The sequence below is a fragment of the Devosia sp. genome, from assembly GCF_017744655.1.
In the GTDB taxonomy this organism is placed as follows: Bacteria; Pseudomonadota; Alphaproteobacteria; order Rhizobiales; family Devosiaceae; genus Devosia.
On sequence record NZ_JAGIAW010000003.1, the window covers coordinates 277538 to 298840 of the forward strand.

The window sequence follows — 21303 nt, forward strand, 5'->3', positions numbered from 1 at the left end:
GCTGGAAACACGGCAGGGTGCATCATGCTGGAACTGAAAAAAGTCACCAAGACTTTTGGCGACACGATCGCCGTCAACAACGTGTCGCTTACCTTCGCCCCGGGCCAGATGGTCGGCATTATCGGCCGGTCCGGCGCCGGCAAGTCGACCCTCCTCCGTCTCATCAATCGCCTTGCAGGCGTCAGCGAAGGTCGCATCAGTTTTGGCGACACCGATGTCGGCGCCCTCGAAGGCAAGGCCTTGCGGGCCTGGCGGGCCCGCTGCGCCATGATCTTTCAGCAGTTTAATCTGGTGAACCGTCTCGACGTGCTCACCAATGTCATGATCGGCCGCATCGGCACCGCGGCGACGCTGCCGGTCATGCTCAAGCGCTTTCCAGCCGAAGACCGGGCCAATGCCGCCATGGCGCTCGATCGGCTGGACCTTTTATCCCAGGCGTTGCAGCGCGCCGATACGCTTTCGGGCGGTCAGCAGCAGCGCGTCGCCATTGCCCGCGCCCTGATGCAGAAGCCGAGCCTCATCCTTGCCGACGAGCCGATCGCCTCGCTCGACCCGCGCAATGCAAGGCTGGTGATGGATGCGCTGCGCACCATCAATCGCCAGGATAAGATTACCGTCATCACCAATCTCCATACGCTCGATGCGGCCCGCGCCTATTGCGATCGCATCGTGGGCATGGCCCATGGCCACGTCGTCTTCGACGGCACGCCGAGCCAGCTCACCTCTTCCGTGATCCAGGAGATTTATGGTGACGATACCGAAACAGCCGTGGACGAAAACCTGACTTCGACCATGGCTGGAACCAGTCCCGCAGGACGACAGATGGAGGCGGCTCACTAGAGCCCCTTCCTTTCCCAACCCGGAGTTTCACCAATGCTCACCTTGACGCGTCGCGGCCTTGCGGCTGCGCTGGTTTCGCTCGCCCTCGTTTCCCCGGTCCTCGCGCAGGACTGGCGCTCGGAATATCCCGAGCTGACCATCGGCATTTCCTCGGGCGAAAACGAAACCGATGCCATCGCCCGCAACCAGCCCTATGCCGACTATCTCAGCCGCGAGCTGGGCGTGCCGGTCAAAATGATCCGCGGCACCGACTATGCTGCCGTCATCGAAGCCATGCGTGCCGGCCACGTGCAGATCGCTTCGGTTGGCCCCGCCGCCTATGCGCTGGCCCGCAAGGTCATGGGCGAAGACATTGCCCCGGTCGCTGTCACGCTCGATAACGAAGGCAATCTCGGCTATTATTCGGTCATCGCCGTCCGCGCCGACAGCCCCTACCAGACCCTCGAGGACATCAAGGGCAAGTCCTTCGCCTTTGCCGATCCGAACTCGACCTCGGGCTATGCCGTCCCCTCCTACTATCTCTCGACTGAGCTCAACACCTCGGCCGACGAGTATTTCAGTGAAGTCGCCTTCTCCGGCGGCCACGAGCAGAGCGTCATGGCTCTCGTCAACGGCACGTTCGAAGCCGTCGCCACCCATTGGCGCAATGAAGAATCGGGCAATATCCAGACCATGGAAAAGAAGGGTCTGATCCCGGCCGGTTCGACCCGCATCATCTGGACCTCGCCCGTCATCCCGAACACCCCGGTGATGATCAACACCACGCTCCCCCAGGAGCTCCAGGACGAGTTCAAGGCTGCCCTGATGGCTTTCCCGGAAAAGGATCCGGAAGGCTTTGCAACCTATAGCAACGGCACGTCGAGCGGCTATGTCGAAGCCAAGCACGAAGACTATCTCGACGTCGTCGCCATCACCGAATTCAATGCCGAACAGCGCCGCAAGAACGGCAACTGATCTCCTGTCCCCTGGCCGGCGTGCATCCCGTGCGCCGGCCTTTTTCATTTGCGAGGGCCTCCGTGTCCACTTTGACCCCCACCAATGGCAGGCTGTCATCGACGACGCGGGAGGAGCGCCTCCTCTCGTTCGAAGGTCGCTATCGCCAGCAGCAGTTCACTCGCCGCAACTGGACGCTTCTCTATGGCGCTCTGTTCCTCGCCGCGCTTGTCGGCTCCATCAGCGTCAGCGATTTCAGCATTCCCGGCCTCATAAAGGGCCTGCCCATGGCCTGGAATTATATCGCCGGCACCCTGCCGAAGCTGACGCTGGAAAATCTCTGGGGCGATCTCGGCGAATGGTATTGGGGCCTGCGCTTCTGGCTGCGGCTGCTCGTCGAAACCATTCTCATGGGTTTTGTCGGCACGGTTCTCGGCGGTATTCTGGCTCTCCTGCTCTGCTTTCCGGCCTCGCGAAACCTCGTTGAAAATACCGGCATCTACTTTGCCGCGCGTCGCGCGCTCGAATTCTGCCGCACCGTTCCTGAACTGGTCTTTGCGCTGATCTTCGTTTTTGCCTTCGGCCTCGGACCCTTTGCCGGCGTCTTGGCCATTGCCGTCCATACCGCCGGTTCGCTTGGAAAGCTCTTTGCCGAGGTCAATGAAAACGCCGATCCGCGCCCCATCGAAGGCGTGCGCGCCTCGGGCGGCAATTGGCCGATGATCATGCGTCTCGGCGTCGTGCCGCAGGCGCTGCCTAATTATGCGAGCTACCTGCTGCTGCGCTTCGAAATCAATGTGCGCGGGGCGTCCGCGCTCGGTCTCGTCGGGGCCGGCGGCATTGGCGAGGATCTTTACGTCGCCATCCGCCAGTTCGAATATACCGACATCTCCGCCATCCTGCTGCTGTTGATCCTGACCACGTCAGTGATCGACATCATCTGCGAAACCATCCGCCATCGCCTGATCGGCAACGACCTCACGCAGGGTGCATGACCCATGAACACCGCTCAGCACGCCGATATTGCCCGTCTTCGCCGCACCAATCCCGAAATTTTCAATCGCCCGCTGCCGCAGCGTCTGCGCGATTGGGGCATATGGGTCGCGTTTATCGCCGTCCTCGGCTTCGGGCTCTGGTGGATCGATGCCTCGCCCATGCGCATTTTCAACGGGCTCGGCAAGCTCGGCATGCTGGTCGGCCTGATGATCCCGCCCTGGCCCGGCGATGGTCTGCCGGACTATCTGCTGGCCATGCTCGAAACGCTCGCCATGGCCTTTCTCGGCACGGTCATTGCCGCCGTGCTGGCGGTTCCGCTCGGCTTCATGGGTGCCAAGAACATCATTCCCAACTGGGCCTTTCATTTCGGCATCAGGCGCTTCTTCGACGCGTTCCGCGGTATCGATGGCCTCGTCTGGGCCTTGATCTTCGTCTCCGCTGTCGGCCTTGGTCCCTTTGCCGGCGTACTCGCCATTGCCGTTGGTGACGTCATGGTCCTCGGAAAGCTCTTTGCCGAGGCCATCGAGAATGTCGACAAAAAGCCCGTCGATGGCGTGCGCGCCTCAGGCGGGGGGCGCCTGCACGTCATGCGGCTCGGCGTCTTCCCGCAGGTCTTTCCGGTGATGATGAGCCACGTGCTCTATTTCTTCGAATCCAATGTGCGTTCTGCGACCATTCTCGGTATTGTCGGGGCAGGGGGCATCGGTCTGCAGCTTTCCGATCGCATCCGCATCAACAATTGGCAGGCAGCCGCCTTCATCATCCTCCTGATCCTCGTCACGGTGTCGATCATCGATGCGATATCCCGTCGCATCCGCGCCAAATTGACCTGAAGAGGGCAGAACTTCTGCCCCTTTGCGGACTATGAATTTCATGTGACGGCAAGAGCATGCAAGTTAAGTCCAAAGTGGTCTTCTCAGGAGGCGTGAGCATCCCTATACCTTGGCAATAGATTCGAGCCCGAGGATTTGCCCCTGCCTTCGATACCGACCGACTTCGCCCTTCCGCTTCTCTGCTTTCTCCCGTTTCTGGCTAGCATTTTTGTATTGGCCGCGCCGGGCGAAAAGATACGTGGTGCGGCCTGGGTCACGGCGGTGGTCGCGGCCATTCTCAGCCTCCTGTCCCTGGCGCTCTTTCCGTCCATCGCCAATGGCGAGGTGTTGATCAGCCGCATCGAATGGGTGCCGCAGCTCGGACTCAACCTGACCCTGCGCCTCGATGGGCTCGCCTGGCTCTTTGCCGTGCTCATCACCTGCATCGGCTTCCTGGTCGTGCTTTATGCGCGCTACTATATGTCGCCCAAGGACCCGATCGCGCGCTTCCATGCGCTGCTCCTGGCTTTCATGGGCGCCATGATCGGCCTTGTCATGTCGGGCAATATCATCCAGCTCGCCATCTTCTGGGAGCTGACGAGCTTGGTCTCGTTCCTCCTCATCGGCTATTGGTATCACCGCGGCGACGCGCGCGATGGCGCACGCATGGCGCTCATCATCACCGGCACGGGCGGCCTCGCGCTTTTCGTCTCCATGCTGGTGATCGGCCATATCGTCGGTAGCTATGAGCTCGACGACGTGCTGGCTTCCGGCGGCAAGATTGTCGAAAGCCCGCTCTATCCAGTGGCGCTGATCCTGTTCCTGCTCGGCGCTTTCACCAAGTCGGCGCAGTTTCCGTTCCAGTTCTGGCTACCCAATGCCATGACCGCGCCGACCCCGGTTTCGGCATATCTGCATTCAGCGACCATGGTGAAGGCCGGCGTCTTCATCCTCACCCGCTTCTGGCCGGTCATGCATGACCACCAGCTCTGGTTCTGGATCGTCACCTATACGGGGCTCGCAACGCTCATCTTCGGGGCCTATACCGCGCTGTTCCAGCGCGATCTCAAGGGCCTGCTCGCTTATTCGACCATTTCCCATCTCGGGCTCATCACCACCCTCCTCGGTATGGGCACCCCCCTCGCGGCCGTCGCCGCCATCTTCCACATCGCTAACCACGCCACCTTCAAGGCGTCGCTGTTCATGGCCGTGGGCATTATCGACCACGAAACCGGCACGCGCGATGTGCGCAAGCTGAGCGGCCTCAGGAAATACCTGCCCTTCACGGCAACTCTCGCCATCATCGCCAGCGCCGCCATGGCCGGCGTGCCGCTGCTCAACGGCTTCCTCTCGAAGGAAATGTTCTTCACCGAGACGGCCGAGTTCGATCCCAATGTCTTCGTCAATCTCTCCCTGCCGATCGGCGCTACCCTCGCTGGCATGCTCAGCGTCGCCTATTCGATCAAGTTCGTGCATGGCGTGTTCTTTGGTCCGCCACCGACCGAACTCGAAAAGGTGCCACATGAGCCGCCGGCGCTGATGCGTCGTCCGATCGAAATCCTGGTGCTGATCTGTCTCGCCGTCGGCATCATTCCCGGCATCACCATCGCGCCCTATCTCGCGGCGGCAGTGCATTCGGTTCTCGGTGCCGAGACGCCCTATTACAGCCTTTCGGTCTGGCACGGCTTTAATCTGCCCCTGATCATGAGCATCATCGCCATGGTGGGCGGGGCCGTCATCTACGTGCCCTATTATCGAAAACTCAGGGATATCGATGGCGTACCGCTGACGCGGGGCCTTGTCGGCCAGCGTGTCTTTGAACGTATCCTCGTCACCGCCACCAATCGCTGGGCCCGCCACCTCGTCGGCGCCTTCGGCACGCAGCGCCTGCAGCCGCAGATTTTCGTCGTTATTTTCCTGGCTCTCGCCGCCGGCATTGCCGCCGGCTGGGCGCGCATGGGCAATCTGCCGCTGCCGGACAGCTTTGATCCGGTGCTGGGTCTTGTCTGGCTTCTCGGCGGCATCAGTGCGCTCGCTGCCGCGCAACAGGCAAAGTTCCATCGCCTCGCCTCCATGATCCTCATGGGCGGCGCGGGTCTGGCCACTTGTCTCACCTTCGCCTGGTTCTCGGCGCCCGATCTGGCGCTGACCCAGCTCCTTGCCGAAATCGCCACCACGGTTCTTATTCTCCTGGGCCTCCGCTGGCTGCCCAAGCGCAGCCCCGTGCCGGAGAGCACGCCTATGGCCGCACGGTTGCGCCGCTATCGCGACGTGGCTCTTGCAGGTCTAGTGGGTTTGGGTACGGCTCTTGCCAGCTACGCCATCATGACGCGCTCGGCATCCGAGGGCATTTCCGACTTCTTCCTTGCCAATGCCTATAAGGAAGGCGGCGGCACCAATGTCGTCAATGTCATGCTGGTCGATTTCCGTGGTTTTGACACCATGGGCGAAATCACCGTGCTCGGCGTGGTCGCCCTGACCGTCTTCGGCCTTCTGCGTCGCTTCCGTCCGGCCTCGGACAGTGCAGAGCGTCCCGAACAGCAGCGTGTGCTCGACGAGTACGCGCCTGGTTCCAGCGAGAATGTCGCCGACGATTTCCTGCGTATTCCGGCGCTGATCATGAACTGGATGTTCCCGGTCGTCGTCGTCGTCGCCATCTATATGCTGATGCGTGGCCACGATCTGCCGGGCGGCGGCTTCATCGCCGGCATCATCATGTCGCTGGCCTTTATTCTCCAATATCTCGCCGGCGGCACGCGCTGGGTCGAGGAACGCCTGCGCATCCTGCCGCTGCTCTGGATCGGTTGGGGCCTCCTCTTGGCCCTTCTCACCGGCGTCGGCGCCATGGTGCTGGGCGCGCCCTTCCTCACCTCGGCCTTCGCCTATGCCGATATCCCGCTGATCGGCAAGGTGCCGATGGCCACCGCCCTGATCTTCGATCTCGGCGTCTTTGCCCTTGTCGTTGGCGCGACCGTGCTGATGTTGATCGCCCTGGCGCACCAATCCATTCGTCGGCCAAAGGTCGCGGGCTCCAACAAGCCCAAGCAGCGCGTGGGAGCAGACAAATGGAACTGACCCTTGCCCTCGCCATCGGCGTGCTCTCTGCGTCCGGCGTCTACCTGCTGCTGCGTCCGCGTACGTTCCAGGTGATCATCGGGCTCTCGCTCGTTTCCTATGCGGTCAATCTCTTCATCCTCTCGATGGGGCGGTTGCGCATGGATGCAGCGCCGATCCTTTCGGGCGCCGATGCCGATATCGCCAATTATGCCGATCCGGTACCGCAGGCCCTGGTGCTTACCGCCATCGTCATCGGCTTTGCCATGACGGCCCTGTTCCTTGTCGTGCTGCTCGCCGCCCGCGGCCTCAGCGGCTCTGACCATGTTGACGGAAAGGGGGATTGAGATGACCGGCATGAACCACATTGCCATCCTGCCAATCCTCATCCCCATGGCGGCAATGGTTTTCAACCTGCTGGTGGGCGACGGGCGCAGCAACAGACGCATCATCGGCATCAATATCGGGTTCAGCGTCCTGTTGCTGCTGGTCTCGATCCTGTTGCTGGCGGTCCTCGCCCAATCGAGCACGGCTGCTGCTGCGGTCTATCCGCTCGGCAATTGGCCGGTGCCTTTCGGCATCGTCCTCGTCGCCGATCGCCTCGCCGCGGTGATGGTTCTTACAACCTCGATCCTGTCGCTGGCGGCGCTCATCTTCGCCTCGGCTCGCTGGCATAGCCGAGGTACCAATTTCTTCCCCCTCTTCCATGCGCTGGTCATGGGGCTCAACGGCGCCTTCCTCACCGGCGACCTTTTTAATCTGTTCGTCTTCTTCGAGCTGCTCTTGGCCGCGTCCTACGGTCTGGCCTTGCATGGCGGCGGGCGCAATCGAGTGCGCGCGGCGATGCATTACATCGTCATCAATCTCGTTGCGTCCTTCCTGTTCCTGATCGGCGTGGCGCTGATCTATGGCACGACCGGCACGCTCAACATGGCCGACATTGCCCGCGCCGTGCCGCATATCGCGCCTGATGATCTCGGCCTGTTCGAAGCCGGCGTTGCCGTTCTCGGCATTGCCTTCCTCATCAAGGCCGGCTCCTGGCCGCTGCACTTCTGGCTGCCCAATACCTATTCCTCTGCCGCCCCGCCCGTGGCCGCGCTTTTCGCCATCATGACCAAGGTCGGTTTTTACGCCATCCTGCGGCTCTGGACCCTGGTCTTTGCCAATCAGACCGGTCCGGAACTGGCGTTCGGCCAAAACGTGCTTTTCGTTCTCGGCATTGCCACGGTCGCCTATGGCAGCGTCGGCGCGCTGTCGAGCAAGGCGCTCGATCGCCTCGCGAGTTATCTGATCCTCGTTTCGGCCGGCACACTGCTTCTCGCCGTGGCCTATAACGTGCCCGGGGTCACCACCGGCGCGCTCTACTATGTCGTCGTCGCAACCCTCGCAGCTGGAGCGCTTTTCCTGCTCAAGGATGTCATCGACCAGGTGCTTCCGGCCGAAGCGCAGATCCTCGCCGTGTCGCTCGAATTCTACGGCGACGAGGAAGAGGTGCTCGACGAGGATCAGGAAGTCAGCCGCAGTTTTCCTGCCGCTGCGACCCTTTTGGGCTGGTGCTTCGCCATTGCGGCCCTGGTCATGGCTGGCCTCCCGCCGCTCTCGGGATTCCTCTCGAAATTCGCCATGCTGTCCGCTGCCTTTGGTGCGGCCAATGCACCGACGGCCGCTACATGGTGGATCACCGGCGCGCTCATCGTCTCCGGCCTCTTCGTGCTCATCGCCATGGTACGAAACGGCATCAACATCTTCTGGACCTCACTGCCCGGTGATGGGGGCCTGGCGCTGCGCCCGCTCGAAGTCGGGCCGATCATGGTGCTGCTGGCGCTTTGTGTTTTGATGGCCGTCTTCGCCGGACCGGCGCTGAGCTATTTTGCCGATACCGCTCAATTCATCCATTCGCCCCAGAACTATATCGATCTGGTCCTACCCAAGGGAGAGACGCCATGAGACGTCTCCTGCCACACCCGATCCTTGCCGGTTTCCTGCTCGTTCTCTGGCTGGTGCTGCAGCAATCGGCCGGGCTTGGGCATATCCTCTTCGGCGGGGTGATCGCCATTGCCGTCTCCATGGCCGCGAGCGCTATCATTCCCGAGCGCATTGTCATCCGGCGCCCGCTGAAATTTATCCAACTCATCTTCGTTGCTGGCCTCGACATCATCCGCTCAAACTTGGCGGTCATGTCGGTGCTGTTCCATCCGCGGCCCAATCCGACGGCCGGGTTCATCGAGATGGACCTGACTCTCAAAAACCCCTTCGCCCTCGCTATTCTCGCAGTCATCCTCACAGCGACGCCGGGCAGCGCCTGGCTCGAATATGATCGTGCGCGCAGCACGGTGCTCATTCACGTCTTCGACCTCGTCGACGAAGAGGAATGGGTCGCAACGGTCAAGAAGCGCTACGAGGCGCTATTGCTGGAGATTTTCCAATGAGCGTAACCATCCTCGAATGGAGCCTGTTTGCTGCCCAGATCATGCTGGGCCTGGGCATGTTGGCAACGCTCTATCGCATGGTCGTCGGCCCCCGTGCACAGGATCGCATCCTGGCGCTCGACGCCCTCTACGTCGTGGCGCTCCTGTTGCTGATCACGCTGGGTATCCGCACCAATTCGCAGGTCTATTTCGAATTGGCCATGCTCATGGGTCTGCTTGGCTTTGTGGGCACGGTGGCCCTCGCCAAATTCCTCATGCGCGGCGAGGTGATCGAATGATAGCGGACCTGCCACTCTGGCTTTCCATTCTCGTCTCGGCCTTCGTCGTCCTCGGCGCCCTGCTCACCATGGCGGGCTGCTTCGGCCTTGTGCGGCTCAAAAGTTTTTACCTGCGCATCCATGGCCCCACCATGGGCACCAGCATGGGCGGCGGGCTGATCCTTCTCGCCTCGGCGATCTATTTCACCCTCACCCGGGAGCGGCTGGTGGTGCACGAACTGGTCATTTTCCTCTTCGTCACCCTGACCACCCCGGTGACGCTGATGCTCCTTGCTCGCGCCACCCTCTTCCGCGATCGCGTCGAGGGCAATGAAGGCGTGCCGAAGCGGCCGGAAAAGGCCGAGACGCCGGCCTCGCCTTAAAGCCCCAGGCGATCCTTGAGCTCGTACCACCACGAGCCCACGGTGGAATATTGCGCCCGGAACAGGCGGCCCCCGGGGAAGGGGATCCAGGGCAGCGCCGCAAAAGTGTCGAAGCGCTTGGTATTGCCCTGAATGGCTTCGGCGAGAATGCGCCCAAAAAGGTGCGAGCCGGTGACGCCATGGCCGGAATAGCCATGAGCAAAATAGATGCGATTGCCGAGGCGTCCCATCTGCGGCACGCGCGAGAAGGACAGCGCGAAATTGCCGCTCCAGGCGAAGTCGATCCGTTCGCCCTTCAATTGCGGAAACACCTTTTCCATGTTCGGCCGCAGTTTCGCGACCACATCAGCCGGGTCGGTGCCGCCATAGACGACGCCACCACCAAAGATCAGCCGATAATCCCCGCTGATGCGGAAATAGTCGAGAATGTAGCGTACGTCCTCGACGCACATACCTGTCGGCAGCAGGGCTTCGGCGCGCTCCTTGCCGAGCGGCGCCGTCGCCATCATTTGGGTCGAAACCGGCATGACGCGGGAGGTCAGTTCGGGCACGACATTGCCCAGATACGCATTGCCACAGACGACGACGGTCTTGGCCGTCACGCGCCCACCTGATGTCTCGACCACGGCGCTATCAGCGCTCTGGCCGACCCGCGTCACCGGGGAATGCTCATAAATCACCCCGCCCAGTCCCTCGAATGCCCGGGCTTCGCCGAGCACGAGGTTGAGCGGGTGCATATGCCCGCCCGAATGGTCGATCATGCCCCCGGCATAGACGTCCGAGCCGATATGTTTTCGAACTGCCTCGCGGTCGAGCAGTTCGTGGTCATCCATGCCATGGCTCTGCCAGAGGGTCTTCTTGGCCTCCAGATCACGCATATGTTGTTCGGTATAGGCGGCATAGATATTGCCGCGCTTGAGGTCGCAGTCGATGCCGTAACGGGCGACCCAGTCATAGATGATCCCCGCGCCTTCCTGCACGAGACCGCCGACGAAATTGGCGGTTTTTTCGCCATAGCGCCTGCCGATAGTCGCAAGGCTCGCATTGAGCCCGTTGACCACCTGCCCGCCATTGCGCCCGGAAGCGCCCCAGCCGACTTCGGCGGCTTCCACCACCACGACCTTCAAGCCCTGTTCGGCGAGATGTATCGCCGTCGACATTCCAGAATAGCCGGCGCCGACAACGCAAATATCGGCCGTCACCTCGCCTTCGAGCTTTTGGGTATCGCGGATGATGTTGCGCGAAGCCGCATAATAGCTCGGCGGATAGGGCGAGTTGGCGCTTGGAACTTCGGCCATCACACGACCTCGAGATAGGCGGAGAATTCGAGGTCAGTCACCTGCGAGGCAAAGCCGGCGATCTCCTGCCTTTTGCAGGCGACGAACATGGAATGGAGCGCGGAATCGAAAATGCGCGGGATCATGTCGCCGTCTTCAAAGGCGTTGACCGCCGAGGCCCAGTCGGCCGGCAATTTCGGCAGGCGTTCGGAATAGGCGCGGCCCTTGAACGGCTTGGGCGGCTTTATGCTGTCCTCGATGCCGACAAGTGCCGCGCCCAGAATACCGGCGAGGACGAGATAGGGATTGGCATCGGCACCGGCTACGCGATGCTCGATGCGGCGTGCCTTGGGGTTGCCTCCGGGAATGCGAATGGCCGTGGTGCGGTTTTCATAGCCCCAGGAAATCGCGCTCGGCGCATGGGTATCGGGGCGCAGGCGCCGGTAGGAATTGAAATGCGGAGCAAAGAGCAGGGTCGATTCCGCCATACCGGCCATCAGCCCGCCGACCGCATGCAGCATGACCTCGGAGCCGGTTTCAGTGCCGTCGTCGAAGACATTGTTGCCCGCAGCGTCATTGAGGCTGAAATGCACGTGAAAGCCATTGCCCGAGCGCATGCCATAGGGCTTTGCCATGAAGGTTGCGACGAGCTTGTGTTTGCGCGCCACGCCCTTGACGATGCGCTTGAACAGCACGGCGTCGTCGGCCGCTTTCAACCCATCGGTGTGGAGCAGGTTGATCTCGAACTGCCCGACCCCGTTTTCGGCCACGGCCGTGTCGGCCGGCACATTCTGCTGCTCGCATTGCAGGTAAACGTCGCGGAAAAATTCGCCGAAATCTTCCAATTCGTCGAGCGAGAGAATGGCGTCGGAATCGAGCCGTTTGCCCGTATAGGGCGAAATCGGCGGCTGCGCAGAGTCAGCGTCGGGATCGACGAGATAGAATTCGAGTTCGGTGGCAACGACCGGCTTGAGCCCGATTTCCGAATAGCGCCGCAGCACCAGCGCCAATGCCTGTCGCGGATCGCCGAGAAAGGGCGTGCGCGTATCCTGGAACAGCCAGAGCGGAATCATGGCGCTCGGGCGCGTCGTCCAGTTGATGGGCAGGGCGCCGCGTCCGGTGGGGCTGCAAATGCCATCGACGTCGCCGCTCGAATAGACCATGGGATTGCCCACGATATCCTCGCCCCACACGTCCACCCCGACGATGGAAAGCGGCATGCGGATGCCGTTTTCCCCGATGCGCCGGGCCTGATCGATGGGGATGCGCTTGCCGCGCATGATGCCGTTGAGATCACAGACGGCGGTATGCAAAACTTCGATCTGCGGGTTCTGTTCGAGCCAGCTCACGATGTCGGTATTCACTGTCGCTTCGATGCTCATGCCTCGTCCGTCGACTTTTGGTGCGTTCCAGCGTTACCCTAGCAGGAGCCTTCGCCTGAGGGGAAGGCAGCAAGGCATTTTCGCGCAGGCGGGAAGAAAATCATGCAGCATCGGCCTCTTATCGGCGTCATCGCCTGCGAGCGTCAGGTCGAGGGCGAGACGGCTCAGGCCGTCAAACATCGCTATCTCGAAGCGGTGGAGCGGTTCGCGGACGCAGTTCCCGTGATCATTCCCTCCAATCAGCCGGAGGCCAATGCCGCCGAGATTGTCACCAGGCTCGACGCTATCCTCCTCACCGGCAGCGGTTCCAACATCGAGCCCAGGCGCTATGGGTCGGCGACGCCGCCACAGGCGCCGATCGATCGGGGCCGCGATGGATTTGGCGCGGCGCTGATCCACGCCGCCATCGCCGCCGGAAAGCCCGTTTTTGGCATTTGCCGGGGCCTGCAGGAGATCAATGTCGCCTTGGGCGGCAGCCTGCGTGACATGCGCAGCGAAACGGAGCGCGTGCCGCATCATGCGCCATCCGAAGCTTCGCTGGACGACACCTTTGCCTTCTCTCACCCCATTGATGTCGCGAGCGGCAGCATCCTGCAGCGTTTTGCGCTGAGCGAGGCGCTCACCGTCAACAGCGTCCACTATCAGGCGATTGACCGCCTCGCCGATGGCCTCGTCACCAATGCCACGGGACCGGATGGCGTCATCGAGGCCGTCTCGGCTCTAAACACCGCCGCGCCGGTCTTTGCCGTGCAGTGGCACCCCGAATGGCGTCCCGAGGGTCGTCCTCATGATCTGGCCTTCTGGAATTATCTCGGCGAAGCGGCCCGCGCCGACTATCTGCCGGCGGCTCAATTGGAGAAAAATGCATGACCGCTTTCGAAACGCGTCTCTTCATCAATGGCGATTTCGTTGCCGGTCAGGGCGCGATTGAAACCGTCTTCGAACCGGCGCTGGGCACCAGACTTGCCGAAGTTACGTCGGCCAGCCCCGATCAAGTCGATCTTGCTGTCCGTGCGGCACATAAGGCTTTTGCCGTCTGGTCCAAAACTACGCCGCGCGAACGGAGCACGGCCTTGCTGGCTATCGCGGAAAAGATCGAGGCCTCGGCCGAAACGCTTGGAACAATTGAATCGCGAAACGCCGGCAAGCCGCTGCGCTATGCGCGGGGCGGAGAAATCGGCAATGTCGTCGATGTCTTTCGTTTCTTCGCGACCGCGGTGCGCAATATGCCCGCTCCGGCGGCGGGCAATTACCGCTCTTCCAAGCGCATGAGCCTCGTGCGCCGCGACCCGATCGGGGTCATCGCCCAGATCGCGCCCTGGAACTATCCGCTGCTCATGGCCGCCTGGAAGATCGCCCCGGCGATCGCCGCGGGCAATACGGTGGTGATAAAACCCTCCGAACTCACCCCGCTGAGCCTCCTGGCCTTGGCCAGGATTTTTGCCGAAGTGCTGCCGCCGGGCGTCATCAACATCATCTGCGGCAATGGGCCCGATGTCGGCCAAAAGCTGATTTCGCATGATCTCGTGCGGATGATTTCGCTGACCGGTGACGTCCGCACCGGCCGCGCCGTATTGCAGGCCGCTGCCGGGCCGATGATCAAGCGCACCCATCTCGAACTCGGCGGCAAGGCGCCGGTGATCGTCGCGGCCGATGCCGATCTCGACAAACTGGTCGAAACTCTTCGCGAGGCGAGCTTTTACAATGCCGGGCAGGACTGCACCGCCGCCTGCCGCATCTTTGCCGACAAAGCCATCGTCCAGCCTTTGACCGACAGGCTCCAAACCATGCTCGGCTCGCTCGTCTATGGCCGCCCCGAACGCGACGATGTCGAGTTCGGCCCCGTCATCAGCGCACGGCAGCATGAGCGCGTGGCGGGGTTCGTCGATCGCGCCAAAGGCTCTGGTGCCGATGTCATGCAGGGCCAGGCGGCGGAAGGGGATGGCTTCTTCTTCGCCCCGACGCTTGTCGCTGCCCCGATCGAGGCTGAAATCGTCCAGAAGGAAGTCTTTGGTCCCGTCGTCAGCATCACGCCTTTCGACACGCTGCAGACCGCCGTCGATTGGGCCAATGCCTCGGAATATGGCCTTGGTTCCTCGGTCTGGTCGCGCAATGCCGACGAAGCTTTGGCTCTCGCCGATGCGCTCGAATATGGCGTTACCTGGATCAATACCCATGGCGTCATGGCAACGGAAATGCCGCATGGCGGCATGAAGAATTCCGGCTATGGCTCCGATCTCTCCATGCAGTCCCTGCTCGACTACACGCAGATCCGGCACCTGATGTTCGGTTAGGCTGCCGCCTTGGCAAAGCCCGGAATATCGCCCGCATCCAGCGTCAGATCGGCCAGAGCCGTGAGGGGCTTGCAAGCCGCGAGATTGTCGCTGTCGAGCGTCAGGATGACGATATCATAGAGCTCGGCCAGCGCCTGGACCAGGATGCGCACCGATTTGGCGGCGGGGTCGAACTGCGCCTGCCGGCCCCAGGGCACGAGGGCGGTTTGGTGGGAACCGCTGCCATGGACGATATCGGCAAAGGATGCGAGGCCCAGCGAGAGATCGCTGATACCGGGCGAGCGGCCGCGGCGGCGGCTCGCCGCATCGACGAAAACCACGCGCCGGCCCTGGCCCTCATATTGCCCGAGAAGCCGCCGCACGGCCGCGCCCATGTCGCCCCGGCAGCGAATGGCGACGATATGGGCATCGCCCGGTCCATGGGTGGTCGCCTGCACCGCAGCCGGGCCTTTGGCCTCTTCGACAACCGGATCGGCCGCCAGAGGCTCGGGGAGCCACGCCGCTTCGACCGCGGTTTCGGGCGCGACCGATGTATCGAGCCAGTTATGCGCGACGTCCTCGGCCGGCTGAAGCGCGTCGACCGGCGCATAGACCGTGTCGTCCACTGGCTCCATGGCATATTCGGTCTCCACCACCTCATCCGCCGCCCTTTGCCGCGAACGCAAAAAGGCGAAAAGACCGATCTGGCCAAAAAAGGCGAGGCCGCCTGAAAGGGCCAGAACCAGGTCGGTCCGGACCGGTCGGGGCAAGGCCGTCACTTTCGGCTCCGGCCGATCGCCAATGGCGCCGGTCACGACATCAGTATCGACCGAGACCGGCGTCGTGGCAGCGATCAACTGGTCGCGCAGCCCGTCTTCGAGACGCCGCGCCGCATCCCGGTCGGCCACGACCAGCTTGGCCAATTGCTGCATGCCCGTATCGAGGTCGGCGGTAAGCTGGTCGATTTCTTCCTGCAGCACGCGCATACGCGGGTGCTGAGGCAGGAGATCGACGGCCAGTTTCTGGCGTTCGACTTCGAGCGTGGCGAGATCGTCGATCTGCCGGCCGAGGCTCGGCAGGTTCTCGGCATCGAGCGCCAGCATGGCATAATTGCCATCGGCAACCAGCGACTGGATGCGCTGTGCGCGGCTTTCAAGCCTGATCCGCTCTTCCCAGGCAAGGCTCAGCTTTTTCTGGAGAAGCTGCGTCTCCGCCTCATCGGCGGCAATACCGGACGGAATGGCTTCCGCGGTCGATGCGGTTTGTTCCGGCTGGGCTTCGGAAAGAGCCGGCGGCAATCCCGCCAGGGTCACATAGCTTTCCGCTATCGCCGTCACGATGGCTTTCGCCCGCGCCGGCGTTCCCGCCGTGGCCGTCAGTTCAAGATTGGCACCGTCATCGGCCGGTTGCAGGCTGAGGCGCTTGCCCAGCAGGGTGGTCGTATCGAGCACGCCGCCGCCACCCTGACGCAAATCGGCGACGATGTCGGGCGCGAGCCGGGAAACCGCATCGCCCAGATATTGCTGGTCGGTCAGTTTTTCCGCTTCCCGCGCCGGCTCGCTGCCCGCCGGCACGCGCAAGGCGAGGCTCGCCTCAAAAGTCTGCGGGCTGAATTGAATGGCGGCGAAGGCAAGGAACATCACGACGGCCGTAGCGCCCGCCATGCGCGGCAGGCGCGGCGCCAGCGCGACGAGGAACCTGCCCCCTTCGATCAGAGGCTCAGCCTGCTGCATGATTTTGTTGGTCATCGCCACTTCCGTTTGGAAAAGACGATGACGCAACGTGGTTAATATTCCCCAAATCTGCCCGCAAAATGCAAATCGGGCCTGGCGATCAGTGGGCGTTCTGCCGCGTGCGCGGGGAGAAAATAGTCAGCAGCACGATCCAGATATCGAGCAGCACGGACCAGTTCTCGGCATAATAGAGGTCGTGCAGCGTACGCGCTTCGATCTTGTCCTGAGTGGACGTATCGCCGCGATGGCCATTGACCTGGGCCCAGCCGGTAATGCCGGGCTTGATGCGCTGGCGCTGCGCGTAAAGCTCAAATTTTTCCGACAGTTCGTCATCGTGGGAAATGGCATGCGGCCGCGGGCCGACAAGGCTCATCTCGCCGCGCAAAACATTGATGAGCTGGGGCAATTCGTCGATGCTGGTGCGGCGGATGAAACGACCGATCGGCGTGATGCGGGGATCGTTGACCTCGGCCTGGCGCATGGCGCGGCCGCTTTCCATAACCCGCATGGAGCGGAATTTCAGGATATGGAAATTGCGGCCGTTAAAGCCGCGGCGTTCCTGGCGATAAAGCGCCGGGCCGGGGCTGGTCATACGGATCGAGACGGCGACCGCCAGCAGCAGCGGCGAGAGCAGCAAGAGGCCAAAGCCGGCGGCGGCAATATCGAAACTGCGCTTGAGCAGATGCCCCATATCGTTGAGCGGCGCGCTGAGCACGCGCACCGAATTGACCGAGCCCAGCGGCACGATATCGACGAGATCGACCTTCGATCGCTCGAAACCGCGCGCCGGATAGAGCAGGACATTGAGCGCATAGGGGCGACACGGATCCACGATGGTCTCGATGGCCTCAAGGTCATTGAGATCGCCCACCAGCAGCACGTGCTGGCAATTCTTTTCGATGCAGCGGCGTGCAAAGGCGGCAATGGCTTCGGGCGCCGGCAATTTGCCCGACATGCCCTCGGGCAGGATGAGATCGGTGACGACCTGTCCACCCTGCTGCCAGATGCGCGGATCGGCGCGAAGCTGCGATATGGCCGTTTCGTCGCCGATGACGCCGATGCGTTCGACCTGGAACTGCCCCCGCGCCAGCATGGTGGCGATGCGGCGATAGAGATAGATGCGCAGAATGGTCAGGACGAATGGCGTGATGAACAGCCAGCCCCAGAAGGTGCGCCCCCAGATCAGGTCCCAGCGCGAGACGGCCAGCGCCACCAGAAAAGCGATGGCAGCGGCCGGGAACCAGCTCAGCACGGCATGGAGGGCATAGGGCTGACGCAGGTCGGCATAGGCCAGGAACTTGCGCGCGGCGCGTGATGCCAGGACGCCATAGATAAGGCCGGCAGTGGCCCCCACGGCCAGAACGATCAGGATGTCATGGGCATAGGAGAGCATCAGGCTCAGCCCTGCGGCCGCCACGCCTTCCACGGCTCCGACGATACCCCCCAGGGTCGCCCGGCCGGACAGCTTGAACCGCCGCCGCTGCCGTGCCTCTCGTCCTTCCAGGAGGATGCTCATCCCAAATCCGCCTGTCGCAAAGCACTTTTGTCCCGGCTTGCTTGTAGCACCAAACGCAGGAAAATTCAGTTCTGCCTTGGACTTGAGTTAATAGAGACAATATTACCGAACCCGTTAACTTCTCTTTCGGAATTAAGCTTTGATAAGGCCGAAACCGTTAGTGTCATCGCCGGGAAGCGGCCGAGATATCAGCCGGTCGGGCAAGCAGGGGGTAAGCGCGGTCCATGGCATCTGCGGGTCTGGGGGAGACGGCACGTCGGACTGAACGGTCAGGCTTTCTGACACAGCCATTGTTCTGGCTGCTGCTTGTCCTATCCGCACTGGCGGGCCTTCTGGCGTTGCCCCTCGTCGTGCCCATCGGGCCGATGTATTGGGATACCTATCTTTATCTCGATGCCGCGCATCGCATTGCCAGCGGACAATTGCCGAGCGTTGATTTCTCCATGCCGGTCGGTCCGCTCGGCTATTATCTCTTTGCCTGGGGACTTGAGCTTTTCCCGGCAGCGCAACCCCTCCTCCTCGCGCAATGGGCGCTCCTCGTCGTCGCGGCGCCGCTCATGGCCGTGGTGCTCTGGGAGGTTTCGCTGCGCGATCGTGCGCTGTCGCTGCTGCTGCTCGTCCCCTTCCTTGTCTTCGCCATCGCGCCGTCCAATGCGCAATTCTATCATCCGCTGCCGAGCCTTGATGGCTTTGGCATCTACAATCGTCACGTCGTGGTGCTGCTCTACGTGCTGCTGAGCGGCCTGCTGTTCCTGCGCGATGGGCGAAAACTCGCCGTGTTCTGCGCCGGCGTGATGCTGGCCTTGTTTCTCACCAAGATCACCGGCTTCCTCGTTGGAGGCCTCTTCGGCGTGATGGCGGTTCTTGCCGGGCGCCTCAAGTGGACCAATGTCCTCCTCGCCGCTGTCATCTTCGTCTTGCCCCTTCTTGTTCTCGAACTGCTGACCGGCATGGTTTCGGCCTATCTGCGCGATATCTCGACGCTCGCGGGGGACAATTCCTCGACGCTCCTGCCGCGCTTCCGCACCGTGATCACCAACAAGCTTGATGTGCTGCTGCCGGCCGCCCTTTTGGCGCTGGTGCTGCTGGTGCTCGACCGGCGCGATGGCCTCGGTCGCATCCTCGACAGCAGCTTTGTCTGGTTCTCCGTCGCCATTCTCGGCGGCATCATCTTTGAAACCCAAAACAGCGGCAGCCAGGAGTTCATCTTCATCTGGCCCGTTCTGGCTCTTATCCTCGTCCGCACGAAAAACCTGAAGGGGTATGCCAGGACCGCCATCCTCGTGCTGGGTGCCTTCGCCATCGTGCCGACCGTGGCGACTATCGTATCCAAGAGCGTCCGCGCCGCTGCTGCCGGCGTCACCTATGCGCAGGTCGACGCGCCCCTGTTGAAGAATATCGGCCAGGTCTCAGCCCGCTGGGACATGATGGAGCGCGCCGAACTGATCGAGACGCACTATGCCGATTTCCGTCCCGCCTATGAGGACCTGGCGCGGCAGGATCAGTTGCCCAACTGGCAATATTTCGCCGATATCGACAATCAGATGCAGTGGGTGATGTCGGCCGAAAGCGCAGTCGAATCTCTCCTCGCGTTCGAAGCGGAAAACACCATTCGCCTAGAGAGCCTGATGACCCTCGATTTCACCGATCCGTTCCCCTGGATCCTCGATCGCCAGCCCGTGCCGCATCTACAGATCGGCGCCGATCCCTCGCGCACTCTTGGTGCACTGACGCCGGATGCCAAAGCTGCCATTGAGGCGACCGACGGCGTCCTGCGCGCCAAATGTCCGGTGACCTGGGCACGAAGGGATATCGAAGCGACCTTCGCCGAAGCGCTCACCGACCGCACCGTGGTCGCTCTCAATCCCTGCTGGGACCTGTTGCTGCGCAAGGGTATTCTGCCGTCATAGCAAAGCAAAAGGCCGGACTTTCGTCCGGCCTTTTCTTTTGGATTGAGTGTTCCTCAGCCCACCTGGGCCCGCACGAAGTCGGTGACGATCTTCACCACGCCGCGCGCCAAGACCTCGTCGAGCGCGGTGATGAATTCATCGACGTTTTCGCGGGTGCAGATCAGCGGCGGTTCAAGCCGGATGACGTTGCGGTTGTATTCGGTGAAGGCGACGAGCACGCCATGATCGCGCAGCAGGTGGCTGCCGATGAAGCCGGGGAGCGAGCCCTTCAACTTGTCGTCGAGCGCCGCCACGACTGGACGCAGCACCAGGGGCAGGGTCTGCGAGAAATCGTGGAATTCCAGGCCCACCATCATGCCGCGGCCACGCACATCCTTGAGGAGGGTCGGGTACTTGGCCTGCAGCTCGCGCAGCTTTTCGATCAGGTAATCGCCGGTTTCGGCGGAATTGTCGATCAGCCCCTCGTCATAGAGCACGTTGAGCGCTTCGATTGAGGTAATGGAAGCTTCGCCGATACCGCCAAAGGTCGCCATGGCGTGGATCATGGCGGTCTTGGATGTGCCGTAGGCCTTCATGTAGACCTCGCGGCTGGCGATCATGGCGCCCATCGCCGCCTTGCCGCCACCGAGCGATTTTGCCAGTGCAGTCACATCAGGCACGACGCCATAGTGCTCGAAGGCGTAGAATTTGCCCGTACGGCCAAAACCGCACTGCACTTCGTCGGCCACCCAGAGCACGCCATACTTGTCGCAAAGGGCGCGGAGCTTGGGCCAGAACTCGGCCGGTGCCTCGATGATGCCGCCGCCGCCCTGCACGGTTTCAAGCACGATGGTGCCGATGGTCGGGTCAGACTTGAAGGCCGCTTCAATAGCGTCGATGTCACCAAAGGGCACGCGGACGGTATTGTCGGTCAGCTTGAACTGGCCGCGATAAAGGGCGCCATCGGTGATCGAGAGCACGCCCTTGGTCTTTCCGTGGAAAGAGTTTTCCGCATAGACGATCTTTGGGCGGTTTGGACCGGCAGCCCGTTCGGCAACCTTGATGGCCGCTTCCATGGCTTCGGAACCCGAAGAGCCCAGAAACACCATGTCGAGATCGCCCGGCGAGCAGGCGGCCAGATTGGCCGCCAGCGCCGTCGCGTATTGCGAGAGGAACGCAATGGCGATTTCCTGGCGCTTTTCCTCGGCAAACTTTTTGCGCGCTTCGAGAATGCGCTTGTGGTTATGGCCAAAGGCGAGCGAACCAAAGCCGCCGAAGAAATCGAGGATCTTTCTTCCGTTCTGGTCGAAATAGTACATGCCCTCGGCACGTTCGATTTTCACCTTGTGAAAGCCCAGGAGCTTCATGAAATGCAGCTGGCCGGGATTCATGTGCTCGGTGAAAAGCTCGTTGATCCGTCTGATATCGAGCGCCTTGGCGTCCTCGACGGTAAGAAGGTTGGGTTTGACCGTCTTGGTTTCGCGCGCCGGGGTGTCGGACAGTTTCATCACGCTGCTCATGGGCACTCT

General features: G+C 61.9%; 18 protein-coding genes. 13 read left to right on the plus strand and 5 right to left on the minus strand.

The window, feature by feature from the left end; all coding sequences use genetic code 11:
* Positions 1-24 precede the first annotated feature (24 nt).
* The 10 genes from phnC to mnhG all read left to right on the plus strand — a co-directional run bounded on the left by phnC (position 25) and on the right by mnhG (position 9704).
* Positions 25-840: a phosphonate ABC transporter ATP-binding protein gene (phnC, locus tag J7557_RS09145; protein WP_291419510.1), complete on the plus strand. Its 816-nt coding sequence runs from the start codon at positions 25-27 to the stop codon at positions 838-840.
* Positions 841-873: 33 nt separating this feature from the next.
* Positions 874-1794: a phosphonate ABC transporter substrate-binding protein gene (gene phnD, locus J7557_RS09150; protein WP_291419512.1), complete on the plus strand. Its 921-nt coding sequence runs from the start codon at positions 874-876 to the stop codon at positions 1792-1794.
* A gap of 62 nt (positions 1795-1856) precedes the next feature.
* On the plus strand, positions 1857-2768 hold the full coding sequence (phnE, locus tag J7557_RS09155) for a phosphonate ABC transporter, permease protein PhnE (protein ID WP_291419514.1): 912 nt from the start codon (positions 1857-1859) through the stop codon (positions 2766-2768).
* Positions 2769-2771: 3 nt separating this feature from the next.
* Entirely contained in the window at positions 2772-3602 is an 831-nt protein-coding gene (gene phnE, locus J7557_RS09160) for a phosphonate ABC transporter, permease protein PhnE (protein WP_291419516.1), read from the plus strand.
* 150 nt (positions 3603-3752) lie between these two features.
* Positions 3753-6656: a monovalent cation/H+ antiporter subunit A gene (locus J7557_RS09165; protein WP_367272882.1), complete on the plus strand. Its 2904-nt coding sequence runs from the start codon at positions 3753-3755 to the stop codon at positions 6654-6656.
* A complete protein-coding gene (locus J7557_RS09170; protein WP_291419519.1) occupies positions 6647-6982 on the plus strand; it encodes a Na+/H+ antiporter subunit C in 336 nt (111 codons plus the stop codon). Before J7557_RS09165 ends, J7557_RS09170 begins: the two co-directional genes overlap by 10 nt.
* 10 nt (positions 6983-6992) lie before the next feature.
* Positions 6993-8582, plus strand: a complete 1590-nt coding sequence (locus J7557_RS09175) for a monovalent cation/H+ antiporter subunit D (RefSeq protein ID WP_291419597.1) — start codon at positions 6993-6995, stop codon at positions 8580-8582.
* Positions 8579-9064 (plus strand): Na+/H+ antiporter subunit E, encoded by a 486-nt coding sequence (locus tag J7557_RS09180; protein WP_291419521.1) that lies wholly within the window; start codon positions 8579-8581, stop codon positions 9062-9064. The genes J7557_RS09175 and J7557_RS09180 overlap by 4 nt, the downstream gene beginning before the upstream one ends.
* Positions 9061-9342 (plus strand): K+/H+ antiporter subunit F, encoded by a 282-nt coding sequence (locus J7557_RS09185; RefSeq protein WP_035085482.1) that lies wholly within the window; start codon positions 9061-9063, stop codon positions 9340-9342. Before J7557_RS09180 ends, J7557_RS09185 begins: the two co-directional genes overlap by 4 nt.
* A complete protein-coding gene (gene mnhG / locus J7557_RS09190; protein WP_291419524.1) occupies positions 9339-9704 on the plus strand; it encodes a monovalent cation/H(+) antiporter subunit G in 366 nt (121 codons plus the stop codon). Before J7557_RS09185 ends, mnhG begins: the two co-directional genes overlap by 4 nt.
* Here mnhG and J7557_RS09195 read toward each other — a convergent pair.
* Positions 9701-11002, minus strand: coding sequence for an FAD-binding oxidoreductase (locus tag J7557_RS09195; protein WP_291419526.1), 1302 nt, complete (start codon positions 11000-11002; stop codon positions 9701-9703). The two genes, mnhG and J7557_RS09195, sit on opposite strands and share 4 nt — an antisense overlap.
* Positions 11002-12363 (minus strand): glutamine synthetase family protein, encoded by a 1362-nt coding sequence (locus tag J7557_RS09200; RefSeq protein WP_291419528.1) that lies wholly within the window; start codon positions 12361-12363, stop codon positions 11002-11004. The genes J7557_RS09195 and J7557_RS09200 overlap by 1 nt, the downstream gene beginning before the upstream one ends.
* Positions 12364-12465: 102 nt before the next feature.
* Here J7557_RS09200 and J7557_RS09205 point away from each other — a divergent pair, with 102 nt between their 5' ends.
* Together J7557_RS09205 and J7557_RS09210 are read left to right on the plus strand one after the other, a co-directional pair.
* Positions 12466-13233 (plus strand): gamma-glutamyl-gamma-aminobutyrate hydrolase family protein, encoded by a 768-nt coding sequence (locus tag J7557_RS09205; RefSeq protein ID WP_291419530.1) that lies wholly within the window; start codon positions 12466-12468, stop codon positions 13231-13233.
* Positions 13230-14657, plus strand: a complete 1428-nt coding sequence (locus J7557_RS09210; protein ID WP_291419532.1) for an aminobutyraldehyde dehydrogenase — start codon at positions 13230-13232, stop codon at positions 14655-14657. Before J7557_RS09205 ends, J7557_RS09210 begins: the two co-directional genes overlap by 4 nt.
* Here J7557_RS09210 and J7557_RS09215 read toward each other — a convergent pair.
* Entirely contained in the window at positions 14654-16384 is a 1731-nt protein-coding gene (locus tag J7557_RS09215; RefSeq protein ID WP_291419534.1) for a hypothetical protein, read from the minus strand. The genes J7557_RS09210 and J7557_RS09215 overlap by 4 nt on opposite strands.
* A gap of 85 nt (positions 16385-16469) precedes the next feature.
* Positions 16470-17885, minus strand: coding sequence for an exopolysaccharide biosynthesis polyprenyl glycosylphosphotransferase (locus J7557_RS09220; protein WP_291419536.1), 1416 nt, complete (start codon positions 17883-17885; stop codon positions 16470-16472).
* Positions 17886-18109: 224 nt separating this feature from the next.
* Between J7557_RS09220 and J7557_RS09225 the strand changes: the two genes are divergently transcribed.
* Positions 18110-19795 carry a hypothetical protein gene (locus J7557_RS09225; protein WP_367272881.1) on the plus strand — a complete coding sequence of 562 codons (1686 nt, stop codon included), beginning with the start codon at positions 18110-18112 and terminating at the stop codon, positions 19793-19795.
* A gap of 53 nt (positions 19796-19848) precedes the next feature.
* On the opposite strand, the gene J7557_RS09230 is transcribed toward J7557_RS09225, so the two are convergent.
* A complete protein-coding gene (locus tag J7557_RS09230; protein WP_291419538.1) occupies positions 19849-21294 on the minus strand; it encodes an aspartate aminotransferase family protein in 1446 nt (481 codons plus the stop codon).
* Positions 21295-21303 lie beyond the last annotated feature (9 nt).

Excerpts from the sequence above, each read along its gene's own strand:
- phnD (WP_291419512.1), top strand. The coding sequence starts at position 874 with ATGCTCACCTTGACGCGTCGCGGCCTTGCGGCTGCGCTGGTTTCGCTC.
- phnC (WP_291419510.1), top strand. The coding sequence starts at position 25 with ATGCTGGAACTGAAAAAAGTCACCAAGACTTTTGGCGACACGATCGCC.
- J7557_RS09175 (WP_291419597.1), top strand. The coding sequence starts at position 6,993 with ATGAACCACATTGCCATCCTGCCAATCCTCATCCCCATGGCGGCAATG.
- J7557_RS09210 (WP_291419532.1), top strand. The coding sequence starts at position 13,230 with ATGACCGCTTTCGAAACGCGTCTCTTCATCAATGGCGATTTCGTTGCC.
- J7557_RS09215 (WP_291419534.1), bottom strand. The coding sequence starts at position 16,384 with ATGACCAACAAAATCATGCAGCAGGCTGAGCCTCTGATCGAAGGGGGC.
- J7557_RS09185 (WP_035085482.1), top strand. The coding sequence starts at position 9,061 with ATGAGCGTAACCATCCTCGAATGGAGCCTGTTTGCTGCCCAGATCATG.
- J7557_RS09200 (WP_291419528.1), bottom strand. The coding sequence starts at position 12,363 with ATGAGCATCGAAGCGACAGTGAATACCGACATCGTGAGCTGGCTCGAA.
- J7557_RS09230 (WP_291419538.1), bottom strand. The coding sequence starts at position 21,294 with ATGAGCAGCGTGATGAAACTGTCCGACACCCCGGCGCGCGAAACCAAG.
- phnE (WP_291419516.1), top strand. The coding sequence starts at position 2,772 with ATGAACACCGCTCAGCACGCCGATATTGCCCGTCTTCGCCGCACCAAT.
- mnhG (WP_291419524.1), top strand. The coding sequence starts at position 9,339 with ATGATAGCGGACCTGCCACTCTGGCTTTCCATTCTCGTCTCGGCCTTC.
- J7557_RS09170 (WP_291419519.1), top strand. The coding sequence starts at position 6,647 with ATGGAACTGACCCTTGCCCTCGCCATCGGCGTGCTCTCTGCGTCCGGC.
- J7557_RS09205 (WP_291419530.1), top strand. The coding sequence starts at position 12,466 with ATGCAGCATCGGCCTCTTATCGGCGTCATCGCCTGCGAGCGTCAGGTC.
- J7557_RS09195 (WP_291419526.1), bottom strand. The coding sequence starts at position 11,002 with ATGGCCGAAGTTCCAAGCGCCAACTCGCCCTATCCGCCGAGCTATTAT.
- J7557_RS09220 (WP_291419536.1), bottom strand. The coding sequence starts at position 17,885 with ATGAGCATCCTCCTGGAAGGACGAGAGGCACGGCAGCGGCGGCGGTTC.
- J7557_RS09225 (WP_367272881.1), top strand. The coding sequence starts at position 18,110 with ATGGCATCTGCGGGTCTGGGGGAGACGGCACGTCGGACTGAACGGTCA.
- J7557_RS09180 (WP_291419521.1), top strand. The coding sequence starts at position 8,579 with ATGAGACGTCTCCTGCCACACCCGATCCTTGCCGGTTTCCTGCTCGTT.